This is a genomic window from Yeosuana marina, assembly GCF_011762485.1.
Taxonomy (GTDB): domain Bacteria; phylum Bacteroidota; class Bacteroidia; order Flavobacteriales; family Flavobacteriaceae; genus Yeosuana; species Yeosuana marina.
Window position 1 is genome coordinate 22,816 of the sequence record NZ_JAAKGI010000007.1, and the last position, 16,071, is coordinate 38,886.

Annotated in this window: 14 protein-coding genes; 9 read left to right on the forward strand and 5 right to left on the reverse strand. The window is 32.1% G+C overall.

All coding sequences use genetic code 11. From position 1 onward, the window contains the following. Positions 1 to 6 precede the first annotated feature (6 nt). The 9 genes from G5V56_RS08795 (at position 7) to G5V56_RS08835 (ending at position 7,130) form a co-directional block, all read left to right on the forward strand. On the forward strand, positions 7 to 609 hold the full coding sequence (locus tag G5V56_RS08795) for a hypothetical protein (RefSeq protein WP_166963985.1): 603 nt from the start codon (positions 7 to 9) through the stop codon (positions 607 to 609). A gap of 10 nt (positions 610 to 619) precedes the next feature. Then, entirely contained in the window at positions 620 to 1,357 is a 738-nt protein-coding gene (locus tag G5V56_RS08800; protein ID WP_166963988.1) for a hypothetical protein, read from the forward strand. Between the two features lie 84 nt (positions 1,358 to 1,441). After that, positions 1,442 to 2,062, forward strand: coding sequence for a hypothetical protein (locus tag G5V56_RS08805; RefSeq protein ID WP_166963990.1), 621 nt, complete (start codon positions 1,442 to 1,444; stop codon positions 2,060 to 2,062). Between the two features lie 11 nt (positions 2,063 to 2,073). After that, a complete protein-coding gene (locus G5V56_RS08810) occupies positions 2,074 to 2,556 on the forward strand; it encodes a DUF3592 domain-containing protein (protein ID WP_166963993.1) in 483 nt (160 codons plus the stop codon). 18 nt (positions 2,557 to 2,574) lie between these two features. Further along, entirely contained in the window at positions 2,575 to 3,297 is a 723-nt protein-coding gene (locus G5V56_RS08815) for a hypothetical protein (RefSeq protein ID WP_166963996.1), read from the forward strand. A gap of 17 nt (positions 3,298 to 3,314) precedes the next feature. Then, positions 3,315 to 3,788, forward strand: coding sequence for a T9SS type A sorting domain-containing protein (locus G5V56_RS08820; protein ID WP_166963998.1), 474 nt, complete (start codon positions 3,315 to 3,317; stop codon positions 3,786 to 3,788). A gap of 2 nt (positions 3,789 to 3,790) precedes the next feature. Next, positions 3,791 to 5,233: a tail fiber domain-containing protein gene (locus G5V56_RS08825; RefSeq protein ID WP_166964001.1), complete on the forward strand. Its 1,443-nt coding sequence runs from the start codon at positions 3,791 to 3,793 to the stop codon at positions 5,231 to 5,233. A gap of 118 nt (positions 5,234 to 5,351) precedes the next feature. Further along, positions 5,352 to 6,176 carry a hypothetical protein gene (locus G5V56_RS08830; RefSeq protein ID WP_166964003.1) on the forward strand — a complete coding sequence of 275 codons (825 nt, stop codon included), beginning with the start codon at positions 5,352 to 5,354 and terminating at the stop codon, positions 6,174 to 6,176. 12 nt (positions 6,177 to 6,188) lie between these two features. After that, entirely contained in the window at positions 6,189 to 7,130 is a 942-nt protein-coding gene (locus tag G5V56_RS08835) for a hypothetical protein (protein ID WP_166964005.1), read from the forward strand. A 724-nt stretch (positions 7,131 to 7,854) separates the two neighbouring features. On the opposite strand, the gene G5V56_RS08840 is transcribed toward G5V56_RS08835, so the two are convergent. From G5V56_RS08840 to G5V56_RS08860, 5 genes are read right to left on the reverse strand one after another with little or no spacing between them, the layout of a single operon-like run. Beyond that, a complete protein-coding gene (locus G5V56_RS08840; RefSeq protein ID WP_166964008.1) occupies positions 7,855 to 9,492 on the reverse strand; it encodes an alpha-glucosidase in 1,638 nt (545 codons plus the stop codon). 50 nt (positions 9,493 to 9,542) lie between these two features. Continuing rightward, entirely contained in the window at positions 9,543 to 12,011 is a 2,469-nt protein-coding gene (locus G5V56_RS08845) for a hypothetical protein (RefSeq protein ID WP_206285885.1), read from the reverse strand. Positions 12,012 to 12,022: 11 nt separating this feature from the next. Then, on the reverse strand, positions 12,023 to 13,765 hold the full coding sequence (locus tag G5V56_RS08850) for a hypothetical protein (RefSeq protein WP_240911265.1): 1,743 nt from the start codon (positions 13,763 to 13,765) through the stop codon (positions 12,023 to 12,025). Next, complete coding sequence (locus G5V56_RS08855) at positions 13,758 to 14,999, reverse strand: MFS transporter (RefSeq protein ID WP_166964010.1); 1,242 nt, start codon at positions 14,997 to 14,999, stop codon at positions 13,758 to 13,760. Before G5V56_RS08855 ends, G5V56_RS08850 begins: the two co-directional genes overlap by 8 nt. Further along, positions 14,993 to 16,048, reverse strand: a complete 1,056-nt coding sequence (locus tag G5V56_RS08860) for a glycoside hydrolase family 130 protein (protein ID WP_166964012.1) — start codon at positions 16,046 to 16,048, stop codon at positions 14,993 to 14,995. The genes G5V56_RS08855 and G5V56_RS08860 overlap by 7 nt, the downstream gene beginning before the upstream one ends. Between the last annotated feature and the right edge of the window lie 23 nt (positions 16,049 to 16,071).

A 16,071-nucleotide genomic window follows, 5' to 3' on the forward strand; every position in this document is an offset into this window, starting at 1 on the left:
GACTCTATGAAAACGCAATTTTATTTACTAAGCCTTTTGATGCTTATAGTTTCATGTAAGGACAGCCCAAAAGAAGAAAGCAAAACAACAATTTCTTCTGCTATTCAAAATACGGATGAAGAAGTATTGACTAACCCCTTACAAATTACCAAAAGTGAAAAAGACATTTATAAAGCTTTAAAAAAGAAAACACCATTAACCAACGATCAATTGTTTGCAATCTTACCTAAAGATATTCATGGCAATAAACCAATTGGTGATTATGCCCTTCAGGTTAGTAGTCAATTAGTATCAGGTATGTATAAGCCTATTGGAAAAAAGGGCTATAATTTTTTTATTCAAGATGGCGTAGGTTCAAGTGCTATTATTCGCAATTTTTTTGACAGCTATAAAATAAAATCCCAAGGACCTCCACAAACCGAGTACGTCTATGTAGAAAGAGCTGGTTATAAAACTATTGCGTTTTTACAACCAAACATTAAACGTAATGATATTCGATTTGTTTACAATAATAGATTCAGAATCACTTTGGAAGGCCCAGATTCCGCAGATGTGTTGTGGACGTATATCGACTTTGAAAATTTAAAAAAACTAGATCAATACAACTAAACTAATTCATATGAAAAATTTAAAAAACAGTATCACAATAATGACTTTATTATTTTTTATTAGTCTGACTTTTAATGCTCAAAATTTCATTACAGGAAGCATTGCAAATTGGACTAATGGAGAAGTTCCATTGCTATTTTCCGATTATATATCACGAGAAAAAATCACAATGGGAAATATTGCATCAGACGGAAATATGACTATTCCGCTTGAGGCTAATTTTTTATCCAACTTCAAAATAGCAGCAGAAAAAGCAAAGGAAAAAGCGCCTCAGGGTTGGGAAATGAAATTCAATACCATAGAATCTACTTTTGGAAGTGGCGAGAAAGGCATAATATATGAAAATGCCGCGTCTATTTTAATAGGCTTACCAGATTTAGAAGCTACTAGTGAAGATGGAACTGCCCAATTTGGTTATATCTATTGCACCAGTAACCCTGAATTAGCGAATTGGCTATATAATTACGGACAAAGTGATATTGCAAAGGGGTATTATTTAAGATGGTTTTTTGCAGAAGATACCGCTTCAGTAAAAGGTTCTATCAGTATCCCAGTTTATACAGGTAATGATGATGAAAATTATACCGATACCACATTTTATGACCTTGAAATTCAAAAAGGATGGAATATGATTAAATATAATATTACTGAAACTTTTACAACACAAACTGGCAAAACCGTTTTGACAAAAATGGAAGTTACCAAGATAGACGAAATTCCGGCAGATGCTATGTGGCTCGTTTTATAAAATCAACATTGCAAAAAAGCTTGAATCAACTATTTCAATTTATTAACTAGAATATAACAATTAAAAATATTAAATGATATACAAATGAAAAATCTATTAAAATTCACATTAGTGATTATACTTTTGATTTCTTGTAAAGATTCTCCAAAATCATCAGATTCGTCTGAATCTAAGGTTATAGAAGGCTTAATTGACGAAGTAACAGGTGAAAATGTCGATATAGACAAAAAATATGCACTGTTAATGGAAGATTTGAAAACAAAAACGCTATTAACCGATGCACAATTACTGGAAGTCTTCCCAAAAAAATTAGGCAGCTTAAACTTAGACTCAAATGAAGCTAGAATTACGTCAAGTGAAACCGTAAAAGGAAGTTTTGGCGGAGATGCTGTACAAATGGAAATCTTAGATGCTGCTGGTAAAAATGTTATTGGCGCCATTATACCCTTAAAAATGTTACATCTAAACAAAATAACTTCAGAGAATAACAATACCATTAGATATTCAAAAAAAGAGCGTAATGGAATATTAACCTTTGGTACGGATCGAGATGAAGATACGAAGGCAGATTATCAATCAGAAATTAGGTTTCTCTACGACAATCGATTTTATGTAACACTAGAAGGTAAAAACATGGATTCCGATAAACTTTGGGATGCTTTGGAGATAAATAACTTGGATCGTTTCAAGGATTTTAACAAATAATACATATAAAAATGGATTATTTTTCATCACTAAGCAAATATGAAATAGTTAATATTATTGCACAATTAATATCACTGTTTTCGCTTATCCTATCACTAAAGTATTGGAGATATGCAAATCAATCACATTTATGGCCTAAGGTTAAAGGAATTGTATCTAGGGGCATGCAATTTGGAATATCAAACGACACGTTTTTATATGAATATGAAGTAAGAGGGAAGTCGTATCAACGAAAAAAGCCTTTTTTTTCGACCACCAGTAAAATCATAGTGAGTAATAAAGATAGAATAGAAAAATATTCACAAGGGAAAGTTGTTGTTGTTTATTATAACCCTTTAAATCCTAAAATATCAACCTTGGTTCCAGGTAAAAAGCAAGGCATAGTAAATGTATTTATACTCATGCTTTTAATCTTTATTCTAACGTTTTTATCTTTTTTCTTTCCTGCTTTTTTTAAAGAAAACTTAGCTAAGTTTTTTACACTTTTTAACTAACCATAAAACAACACTGTCATGAAAAAGTCACTCTTATTTTTAATGCTTTTATCTCTACAGATATGCATAGCCCAAACCAAACCTAAAGCAGAAAACTATCCATTAAAAGCTATGGATTTGGTAGTATTTGTCTTCGGTATGGATTATCCAATAACTATTGGAACTATTTCCGATTCTGGTGAACTTAATTTCAAACTTCCAAATAATATAAATTCAATACCAGAAGTGGCAATAGAAAACTCTATGTCAGACGCCGCTTTCACTTTATTTCCAAAATGTAATAACAATTATGATATACTAACCGAAACTGAAAATATTAAAGCAGTCAATGCCGGTTACATTTCACTAAGCTCAAAAGAAAATCTGTATTCAGGTTTGCTCTTTATGGTTACTGATGAGAATTTGGTGCCTTGGCTAGAAGAGTCGTACTCAAATAATGCGGTTAAAGCATCATATTTTGAATTAGTATATGTGGAAAATGATTTTAATTATCAAGGCGAATGTACCGCAACGGTTACCAATACAGAAAATGATACCATTGAAACCATTTATAACTATAATCTGCAATTAAATGGTGGATTTAATTTTATTGAATATAAAATTGAAAGCGTTGTTGAACATGAGATACCAAGTATGTATGAGGAAAATGTATTTATTAAAATAGCGAAGCCGAGTAAAATAACAGTTACCTCATCACAATCTACACCACCAGATACTAAATGGATTGGTAAATATTTTTAACTCTTTAAATAAAAAAAATGAACAGACTTTTTTATGCTTATATCTTTTTCGGAATTCAATATTGTTTTGCACAAAGTAATACAGTTGTATCTGGAGGTAATGCCGCTGGAAGTGGAGGTTTGGTAAATTACACCATTGGACAAATAGATTATAACAATGTAAACAGTGCAGAAGGTTCAGCTAGCCAAGGTCTGCAACATGCTTTTGAAATATCAACACTTGGTGTAGATAATTTTCCAGCTATTACCTTAAATATGTTGGTGTATCCAAATCCTACAACATCAAAAGTGACTTTAAAAATAGAAAACTATAATTCTAAAGATCTAACATATGTGATGTATGATTTACGAGGACAACAACTTATGTCCAAAAAAATAGTTAGAACTGATTCAAAAATTTCATTAAATCATCTTCCAATGGCAACTTATTTTCTAATGGTTTTAGACCAAAACAAAACATTAAAAACATTTAAAATTATTAAAAATAATTAGTTATGAAAACATTTACTATAACCATAAAAAAATCATTCATTGCAATAGCTGTTTTATTGTCACTACAGAATGTACTTGCTCAATCACCTCAAAAAATGAGTTACCAAGCGGTAATTCGCAACGCGAGTAATACCCTAATTTCAAACACAAATGTAAGTATGCGCGTAAGCATTTTACAAGGCACATCTGCAGGAACAGAGGTTTTTAAAGAAACCTTTAACGCTACACCAACAAACATAAACGGATTGGTAACTATAGAAATAGGAACAGGCACCCCAGTTACAGGTACTTTTTCAGGTATTAATTGGGCAAATGGCCCTTATTTTATTAAAACAGAAACCGATCCAAATGGTGGTTCAACCTATACCATTACAGGCACAAGCCAATTAATGAGTGTGCCTTATGCATTGTATGCGGCATCAAGCGGCACATCTGGTGTAAGCGGCTGGAATTTAACGGGTAATGGGGGTACAAATATTAATTCTGATTTTATTGGTACTACGGATGCTGTCGATGTTATTTTTAAAAGAAACAATGCGTTCTCAGGATTAATTGGAGACACCAATGCAGCTTTCGGAAATTTTGCCTTATCATCAAATAATGGGGCTTATAATACAGCAATTGGAGCTCAAGCAATGTTTTCCAACACTACCGGGTTGGGCAATATAGCAAATGGGTATGCAGCACTTTATTCTAATACTACAGGAAGTGAAAATGTAGCAAATGGGTTTTCAGCACTTTATTCTAATACAATAGGGATTGACAACACAGCCAATGGGTATTTAGCACTTTATTCAAATACAATAGGGAGTAATAATACAGCTAATGGAGTAAATGCACTAAGATATAATACTACAGGGGATGGTAATACAGCCACTGGAAGTGGTGCAATGGTAATTAATTCTACAGGCGTTTATAATACCGCGAATGGAGTACAGGCACTCTATAGTAATAGTACAGGGTCTTATAATACTGCAGTAGGTCATATTGCTCTTAATAATAATACAGGTAGTAATAATATAGGCATTGGTTATGATGCACGAGTACCAAGTGCTACAGGAAGTAACCAAGTACGTATTGGAAATACGGCAATTACCTATGCAGGGATACAAGTAGCCTGGACCATTACTTCAGATAAACGACTAAAAGATAATATTAAGGAAAGTGCATTAGGCTTAAATTTTATTAATGCATTAAACCCCGTTTCGTATACAAGACGCAATGATGAAAATAAAAAAGTAGAATATGGTTTTATTGCTCAAGAAGTAGAAGAAGTACTTAAAAAAAATAATGTAAGCAATTCAGGCATCATTACAGTTGATGATCAAAAAATGTATAGCATGCGTTATAACGATATCATTGCTCCCTTGGTTAAAGCCATACAAGAACAACAAGTTTTGATAGATACATTAACAAAACGCATTGAAGTATTAGAAAAATTATAAATCAAATTATTGAAACCACTATTTTTTAAAGTTGTGTGGCGCTTTTTATAAACTCCTCATACCTCTAAAAAGATAAACATTTAATATCTAAAATAAATAAGCAATAAAATTCTATAAAATGAAAAAGAACACAAAAATAATTCTGGTACTGGCATTGTATTGTATCGGGCATTTTGCCATAGCTCAAAATGTAATTCCTGTAAAACTAGAAATAGAAAGGGAAATCCCAGAAGAAACTTTTCCAAATACAGGCCTTAAATTAGAATTTTGGATTGAAGACCAAAACAAATTTATGAGTCTTGATACTACCAAGACTAAAATGCTCCTATTTGAAGATGATTTAGGAACTAATATTTTAACCGCACATCAAAAAGCTATTTCTGATTATGAAAAACAACAGAAGGAATATGGTTATCTCAACTTTTATGTAAATAACAAAAACATAATTGATCTTGAAAATACACGTGATATAACTGGCGCTATTGGTTTTAAACTGCTGCTTTCTAGTTTAGTATTGCCAGCCGAAAACGCTAAAGAGTTACATATAAAAGCACTCATTGCATACTTAACTGAAGATGCATCTGCCCCAGAACAAAGCATAATAATTAAAGATTTTACACCAGATAATGAAATTGCCAATTGGCAAGGCAAGTCTATTACTATGGTTAAAAATGGATCGAGTTCTTATAATGAAAATAATGAAAGAAATATTGGATATTCCTTGCAAAACTCAGACATAGGTGTTGCTGTAAAAGCAATAGATATGGTAGATAACTCTGGGAACATTATTAATAATTTGGGGTATATCTATATGGAAGAAGGTAAATTAAACTTCTATATACCCGAGAAACAAATTTCAAGTCCATTAAATTTAAAATTTACTTACACACCTTTAAAAAGTGTGTCATTGCCCATTGATAAAAGCATAAGTATTGGATTATAAAAATTATATATCATGAAAAAGGAACTTAAAATTATTTTCATACTTCTTTTAACGGTCTCTGGCATTGGCTTTTCTCAAACTCCAGAACAGCAAAAAATGATTGATAAAGCTTTGAAAATGCGAGATAGTATCATGCAATGCATAACTATTGAAGAGATGTTACAGCAAGCCAATGCTCAGGAAAAAAGAACTGAATCAGCTAAAAAAACAAATAAAAGTGAAACAAACCCAATCCCAAAAGCTAGCAAAAGCGAAGACAAATATTGGAAAAATACGCTAGCCAGCGATTACGATAATAAATTAAAAAATTGGAACTATGGAGAAGCTAATCTTGTTTTCAACTATCACTATGACTCAAGAAAAGATAAAGTAGAATATGTTCAAGTTGGTGTAATTAAAGCAGATGGTACTATTAAATTGAATCCTACATACCAAGTGCCAATACTAAAACCTTTAAAGGAATTTAAGGATAATAACAATTTTTTTGATATTCATAATCCAGAGTCTTATCAATATAGCAATGAAGATTCGGGCATAAAGCTTAACTCCTATTTATTAGTGTATCAAAATGACATAAAAATTGGAATCTTAACCATTGGAAATTCTGAAAAAGTAACCCTAAACCTATTAACACCAGGAGATTTATATTTTGGTGATGAAGGATATATGTTGTCATGGGTTTATGCTGAAGAAGCATGTGAAATTGAAGCTAATGAAAATTGGAAGGGCGATTTAAGCAATACCGGTACACCTTTAATAGTTGAAACTCATGTTACATATAACCTTAGTTTTAGTCCAGGATGGAATTTGGTAAAAACCGAAGTCATTGGCAAATATGCATTCCCAAATGCTCCCGAAGAAGACAGGTCGAGATATAAAAAGCACGTTCATACAATAGTATCCAATATTCCTGAGGATGCTACCTATTACTTTAGAAAGTCACCGCAATATTGAAGGTATTACAAATTGTATATAGATAGGAAGTATTTTTAATAAATGTCTTTGGTGGTAAAAGAATATAGAACCTGCTAATTACTTAAAATATAAATTAATCAAAAATATTTGAAAACAAAAAATATTCAACTAAAAAGGTTGAAGATTTTACTTGTAACGGGAACTGGACTCGAACCATGATATTACATTTGGGGATAAATATTTAATTACCCATTTAGTTACACTCCCGTATTTAAAATCCAAAAATCACTTATTTTATTAATAGAAGTTTATTAGGTTAGGGAGTGGGGAAATCTCTTAAATATTTTGACCACCCAAAGGTCTGAACCTAGTTACTAAAATTCATTATTTACAGTATAACCCAAGCTTTTAAAATAATAGAGTGAAACAATAGTGAAACATTTAACGAATTGAATTTATTAGATTCGGATACAGAAAGTAACTTTTCTTTATTTATAAAGGTTAAAATATAAAAGGCACAAAAATGGTACAATTATTATGCAAATAAATTAAAGTAAATCAAGAATTCTTTACACTGTATTATTGATTAAAAAATCAATAATAATATTCAAATATGACATTGTCATTAAAAAAATAGCAAAGATAAAAATCTCAAACCAAAAAAGGTTGAAGGTTCTATAAGTAGAACGAACAAAAAAAATGTAGAAATCATTACTGATTTCAGAATTAGAGAAATTTAGTGCTTTCTAAAACTTTAATGATATTAATTATCTCCTTTAATAATTGTATAATTATTAGGGTTTAATTTCAATTTACCAATTATAACTTTCTCTTTTTTATTTAAAATTATGTCGTGCGAGGACTTACTAAAATTAAAGTAACAAGTCATATACGCTCCATTAAATGTTCTTGAAAATGATATTAACCCATCTGAAAAGCTTAAATTGATATATTCCCCATATTGCAAAATTGGCTCCGAATTTCTCAAAACGATTAGTTTCTTATAAGTATTCAGTAATGACTTTTTATCTTTTTCTAAACTTTCAACATTTAAAAATTTAGAGTTTTTATTAACCTTAATCCAAGAAGTTTTATTTGAAAACCCAGCAAATTCAGTATCATCCCATTGCATCGGGCTTCTTGATTTATCCCTATTATGTTCATTTCCTATTTTAAGTGCTTCTTCTTTAGTTTTTCCATTTTTCAAAGCCATATTATAATGTGTACGCCCTTGAATATCCTTTATTTCGTCTAAAGAATCGGCTTCAATGTTTTCCATTCCAATTTCTTCACCATAATATATAAAAGGAACTCCTTTTGCGGTAAGCATTAAAGCGGCCAGAGCCTCAGCCCTTTCTGGATTGTTTTTTGCTAAACGACTTACAATGCGAGGCATATCATGACTTCCAAAAAACAAGGTTGGATAATTGCTCATATTGTTTTCCATGCTTTTCAACTCATCAAATATTCGTTGTGCTGAAAATTCTTTTATGCTCCCAAAATTAAAATTAAAGACCACATCTAATAATTCTGTTCCTTGGTATTGTTTTAGCACTTCAATTTTATCACTTCCTATTTCACCAACTATAAAACGATTATCAAATTCATTAACGGTTTTTCTGATAGTTTTCATGGCTTCCTTAACACCTTTTTGATTAATATCATTTAGGTGTTCTTGAATTCCTTTTTCATCAATTGGATTATCAAGAGTAATTCCATCAGTTGTCAAAAAATTGATGACATCTAGTCGAAATCCATCAACACCCAAATCTAGCCAAAACCTTAATACATCTTTAACTTCTTCAACCACCTCTGGATTTTGCCAATTAAGATCGGCCATTTTCACATCAAACTTATGGTAGTAGTATTGACTAGTTATACTATCAAACTCCCAAGCAGAGCCTCCAAAAAAAGATTCCCAATTGTTGGAATTGTCCTTCCATATATAATAACCCCTATAAGGATTGTCTTTAGATTTTTTTGTCTCTTGAAACCATTTAGATTCTGTTGATGTATGATTTACAACTAGATCCATGATAATTTTTATGTTTCTTTGATGTGCCTCGTCTAAGAAAAATTTAAAATCTTCTAAAGTTCCATAAGTTGAGTCTACAAGGTAACAATCTGAAATGTCGTATCCATTATCTACTTTTGGTGATTTCAAAAAAGGTGTTAACCAAATCCCTTTGACTCCTAAGTTTTGAATATAATCTAATTTTGAAGTTAGCCCCTTAAAATCGCTATTACCGTCTCCATTACTATCTTTGTAACTGGGCATATAAATTTCATAGAACACCGTTTCTTTCCACCAAGTTCCTTCCTTATTCGCATCTTTTTCAGTTTTACAAGAAGCTAAGCAAAAAACAATCACAATTAATAATGTCTTTTTTAATAGTTTCATTTTTAAAATTATTTTGAACTTGAATCAAGACTTTAATTAAAAAAGGATTTCTATTTTTTGAAGTCAGGATCCATCTCTGGACTTCGAAATCCTGCAACTTCATCGGCCATGAGTATAAACACATTCCAACACAGGCCTCTAGTTGATTCCCACCAAGTATCTGTTGTAATCCATTTTGTTGGAATAAATTCTTTGCTGTAGGGCCATTTCGGATTAAGATTAATTTCTGCCCATGCCCTATTCTCCATCAATGCTTTTGCTTTTTTCCATCCATGTCGAAGTCCAACTACATAACCGCAATATTCTGGTCGCATCCAGCTCCCACCATTGTAATAAAAGCCATCTCTTGCGCCATCCTTATAGTTCACTTCTCCAAACTCTCTGAAAGGCTGATAATCTGGAGTTAAATAAGAATACCCCTTTTCACTCTGATCCAATCGAACACAAACAGGAGCGGTTGTACCATATTCGGGGTGTGGCGAATTTGAAACTTTATTTAGTATTGGTATTTGCTCTAAATGATTGATGACCATTTCATCGGTTAGCATCGGTTTATTAAACAACCATAAAGAGAAAAATTCAGGTTCTAAATCGGTCATTGTAATCACATCTGGAAAATCCCTATCAAACAACAAATGTTTTCTTTGTACATCATAAAAATTAAGATAGGCAGCTTCGGCTTTTTCAATATATGCATCAGATATCTCATACCCTAATTCCTTAATAGTTTTTAGTGCAATAGTAAACATACCTTGGTTTACTGCCAGTTTATCAGTTTTAGGTTCATATTTATTTATATCAACTTGACTTAATGTAAAATGCGATTTACAGATACCATCTCGGTCATCATCAAATTCATTTAAAACATAATTTACGGCTTTGTCAATTTTGTCTTTTGGTAACGTAACACCATAACGTCTTTTATTCATCATAGCCCAGATTAAAAATTGTATAGTGGCCTCATTATCCTTACATTCTATAGTTCCCATATAAGGTGTTATAATAGTCGCAACGGCACCATTAGCATTTTGGGTTTTAGCCCATTGTTGCCATATTTTTAAATTTAATTCTTCATTATAACTAGAAACAATGGAAAAAAACGAATCCCTATTGTACATATCTGGAGCATAGTTCAGGTTAGGAACATTCAAAGGTGTAAAATCATTAATTGATGTTATCCATGTTAACATGTTGAAATTTGCATATAACATTTTTTCTATCAAAGCCCCTTTAAATCCTTTTCCTTCGGCAAGACGTGATTGAGAAGACACCACAAAATCGTGATGATTGGTCCAAGGTTCCACAAATATATAGCTTGTTTTGGTAGCCTTTTCACCCATATCCATTCTATTGTAAGGCTGGCTTAAAGGTTGGTTTTCTACAATTTTTAAATCTTTAATTTGTATAGTAGCTTCTTTTCCTGACTGTGTTCCTAGAAACATAGATACACTATCATTTTCGATATATGGAACCAAAACACTCCCTTTAAAAAGCGTCCACTCATTTTCTTTTATGGGAAATTGATCAACATATTTGATGCCGTGCTCCAATTCAATGGTTTTTTGCCCATTTTTAATTCTGAAAAGCTTAAGAGCTATAGGTGAATTCCCTTTAGAAAGAAATGAGATAGTATAAGTCTTTTGGTCTTTAAAAGGTGCAATTATTTCAAACCCTGAACTATTTGAAGGTTCACAGTCTAGTGTAATTAGCCCAGATTGTTTTTTAAATTCAACAGCGCCAACTTTTTTAAATTGGTCACTAATTTTTAATGATAATTCTTTTCCTGCATCGAGGTTGTGCATTTCTCCAAACTTTTGTTGGATATATTGTTGTCCTTTTGCTCTTTCTTCTAATGTAGCCACTGAAACTAATTCAGGGTCAGGTAATTTTCTCATACCAACAAAACCGCCACCATGACCATTAAACCTGCGCCGCGTTGTTCTGGTATAATGATTTTTATAGCCAGCATCCATTAGAATTCCAACCAATTGATTGTTTGGTGTAACAAAACCAGCGGATGGAAACATTTCATGAACAAAACCACCTGGAAAATTATCATACTCAAAAGTGACATATTTAGAAGGTGTTTCTGAAGGCTTAAAATTTTCTTCAATAGTATAATATAGCGACGGCATACCCGATTGAAATAAATCAATACTCTTTTTAACTACATTAGAGTTTACTACTTCATAGGTTACGATAATTGATAAATTCAAATCAAAATCCGATAAGTAAGTCTCTTTTGAGAGCTTTACAATGGTTTCATCTCCTGTCCATTCTGAACCTTTCCAATTATTAATTTCGGTTGTTTCACTTAAATCTAAATTGGCGACTTTAAGTTTAAATTCTTCCGTGTTATGAATTAATAATTGGGTTCCATTATAAATATCTAAATAAAAACCCTCTTCTGCAGTTCCAACTACTTTAAGATTGATGTTTTGACTCCATCCACTGATTCCAATGAAACAGAACAATTGAATCAAAAGTATTGTTCTAATTTTTTTATTTAATTCAGTCATTTTTTTAGGTATTACTTTAAAGAAGAATATCTGTAATCTATTATAACGTCATTCGCATATAATTTGCCGTCATTTACAGATATAACTGCATCTTGAGGAACCAACACTAATAACGAAGCCTGTTCTTTTGCTATAGTAAATGTGAAATTATTTTTTACATTCTGAGCGATAAATGCTCTTTTTATGGCATCATAAATTTTTAAGCTATTTTCTCCCACAGAAATTGCGACTTCTTTTGCTTCTGGATTAGGATTATAATATAAAAAAGAAGGAAAAGCATCATCCCGGTAGAAATCTGTTGCCAATAAATTTAATTGAAGGATGTTTTCAACATTTGTTTTTGAAATAATAGAGCCTGCAATTCCCACATGTCCGCTTCCATAAACGCTAAATTGGGACACATCTGGATTTCCTTTTACCCAATGGGGGCCATCCCCTATAGCAACAGGTGCTTCTATATGTTCATATTTTTCGAAATGCGCTTTTTTTATCAATCCTTCATAAGCTATCACACCTTTGGTATATTTTTTTTGTTCTGGAATCGTTTGGTGTTCATCGGTCATTTCATAAGGATAGAAAAATTTCAAGGCATTACTAGCATTCAGCATCCATTTTCCAATAGTACTGGCGTATCTTTGATCATACCTAACCATGGGCACTAGTGGCCACATAGAATCATATGTGTTCATTAAAAACCCAAAACCACCATGATCTACGGTACTTCCTACGATTCCAGATACATCATATCCATTCCAATTACCAACTAAAACACCCCAGCCTTCTCTACATTCTGGCGTTCCATTAAAAGTCCAATCAAGAATTTTACTGTAATCATAATTTGTTCCTTCTTCAGCATTTAAACGAGCCGCCACATAAGCTCCAAAGGGCATTAATATTTCGTAAAATCTATTATCAGTTTGTGACAAAAGAGCCTCTAAAGAAGATTTGGCTCCTTTTAGATATTTTGGGTCTTGAAATTTTTGATAGGCAGAATACAAAACATAAGCATGACCTGCAGTTGCGTCTTCTTGTTTACAAATCCAATTATCTTGAGGCTCTAGTTTGGCATAATCAAAATAGGAATGCGCATAGTTCCCAGCCATTACAGAATCTGCTTTATAAAATTTATCTGCAACTGAACGCATGATTTTTGAATAGTCCTTTTCTTCAGGGTAAAAATTTGCAAGTCCATAAAATAATACATTTGGGTATACATCATACCACCAATCTCTTGCATAGCCACCTCCTAGCAATGCTACTTCAGGGCAGGTATTATTCATCACAATATTCCAGTTGGTATCAGAATTAAAATAATTTTTCAACATGGAAACATAATTTTTACCCTTTTGGTTTGTCTTATCAATTCCTACAAGAGTTGCTCCGAATACAGAACCTATAGTGGCTAGTGATTCATGAAAAATGCCATTATTATGTTCTGCCCCTTGTCTTAAGTCTCCCATAGCTGTATAGATTCCAAAAGTTTCCTGGTTGAAATTTTTTCGAGAATTATCCTTCCATATTAATGGCCAATAGTCTCCTGTCTGGGTGTCATCAAAAACCAACGAATCAAATCCTTTGGCTAAATTTTTAAAATCCATTATTTTAAATGGTTTAGGTAGATTGGGCATAGAATCGATGCGGCTCAGTTGAATCTGATTGATTGGGTTCTCTATGACAAATTTAGAATGTTTGGTAGTACAAGAATAAAGACCTATACAAACCAACAAAACCATTAAATATTTTATTCTATGCATTTTCATTTTCTAATATTTCTTGTTGTTTTAAAAGTTGTTTAGCAATAATTATGGAAAGTAACTGAAGTACTCCTATAATCAATAAAGCATATCTTAATGCAATGTCTGCATTTATAAAAAACGCAATAACCAAAAAGGTTCCAGCGCCAATAAGCCGTCCTACAAATAATCCAAATTCGTGGTTCAAAATATAAGAGAACTCATTTCTATTTTCAATTTTAGAAAGAACATCAATAACTTTAAGTTGAATGGGGAAATAAGCAATATCAAGCACAGGTTTGGCTATTAATAACAAAAACATAAATATAATAACCCCAACGGAATTAAATAGTAATCCGTTAAAAAAAGAAGCCATAAAAAAGCATATTAATCCAGTACTAAAAATTATTAAGCGATGTTTAGGTTTTGAGTATTTTCCCAAAAAAAGCATAATTACTGCTGCAATTACAGCACCGATAGATATGGCTGAACCAAGCGCACCTTCAGAATGAAAAAACTTCATCATTAACATAGCTGGCGCGGTTACAATAAACCCTTGTGCCAACCCTTTTAACAACGCTAATTGAAGCATTTTTTTCCAAAGTTTATGAAATTTAAAATAAAGGAACTTCTCACTTTTTGGTTTTTCATATTTTCCAAAATGAAATACTATTGAGGCAATAATTGTTATAATAAAAACTATTATAGTAACTACTTTATACCCCGAGTTTACACCTGCATTAGAAGTGCCATTTCCATTCATCAAATACCATCCAATTATGACTGGTACAATAGACGCTATGATGGTATAGAAAAAAGTTTCCAAGCCATAGTAAAAATTCCTTGTTCTATCTTTAGTTGTTGCTAACACAAGGTAGTCTCTATTAGCCCAATACAATCCAAAAGACATTCCCATAATTAAACCCGCTCCAACTAGTCCAAAATAATTTATTTCTTTTAAGGACATCATAAAAACCATAGAAATGCCACTTAATAGCATGCCTAAAGAAAATAACCGTTTAATATTAATTCTGTTTAACAAATAGCCATTAATAAAAAAGGTAATGGGTATCCCAGTATAAATAGCCATTTGATAAAAAATTACTTTGGAAGGATCATTGGAATTCCGCATGATATAAGAAGCTACAAAAATCTCTATTACGGGTAAAACAAAGGCATAAATAACATTGGTAATGATCAATATTTTTGCGCTTCTTGTAAAATCTTTCCACCCTACTTTTGCTAAATCTAACATGATTGTCTTAGTGTTTTTAATATTTGGTTAATTGAAAAGCTAGCTAAACATACATGTTCATCTGATGCTCCGTAATACATTTTAATGGTATCTCCATCAATTATATGTCCATTTGTAAACACTACATTTCCAAAAAATCCCGTTTGTTCATAGGTTGAAATGGGTTCCATAATGGGGCCTTCGGAACGTGCAATGACTTTAGATGGATCATTCAAATCCAAAAGCAATGCTCCTAAGCAATATCTATTCTTTTCTGTAGCACCATGATAGATCGCTAACCAACCTTTATCCGTTTTAATTGGGGCTGCTCCTCCTCCAAGTCTTTTACTGTCAAACTTTCCTTGTCGTGTTTTTGCAATACACTTATGATTACCCCAATGGACACCATCTGGTGATTCTGCTAACCACATATAATTTCCACCCAATTCTGGACTGCTTGGTCTATGAAGAGCGAAATATTTGCCATTTATTTTCTCCTCAAAAATGGCACAATCTTTATTGTGAGGGCTAAAAATCATTCCTTTCTTTTCAAATGTTTTCCAGTCTTTTGTGGTTCTTAACCCTACTCCTACGCCATTAGCTGATACCATAGTATATGTAAGATGATAGATACTACCTATTTTTGAAACTCGACAATCTTCTATACCGTAAGATTCATAGTCTCCTTCACCAAAGAGTGACGGATACGCCTTGTCTTCTTTAAAGGTTACACCATCATCACTAAAAAGTAATCTCAAATGTGATATTGTTGTTAAATAATCCTTTCCATCATAATTAATAACTCTAGCATCTGAGTCATCTAGTTTTGGATCGTCAAGATTAAATTTTAAAATTTCAAGGTTACCTACAGAATTATATATGGGCACAGATAACAATCCTTCTTTTTGAACAGTACGTTCTGCCACACGCACTAGAAGCCCTATTTTTCCTTTAAATTCAAACACTCCAGGATTAAGCAGACATTCAATAATCATATTTTTATTACTAGGATTTAAATCTTTTGGGGATAGAAGAGGATTTTGACTGCTTCTTTGTGATATATCTTTCATAAAAATTTAGAATTATATTTTCA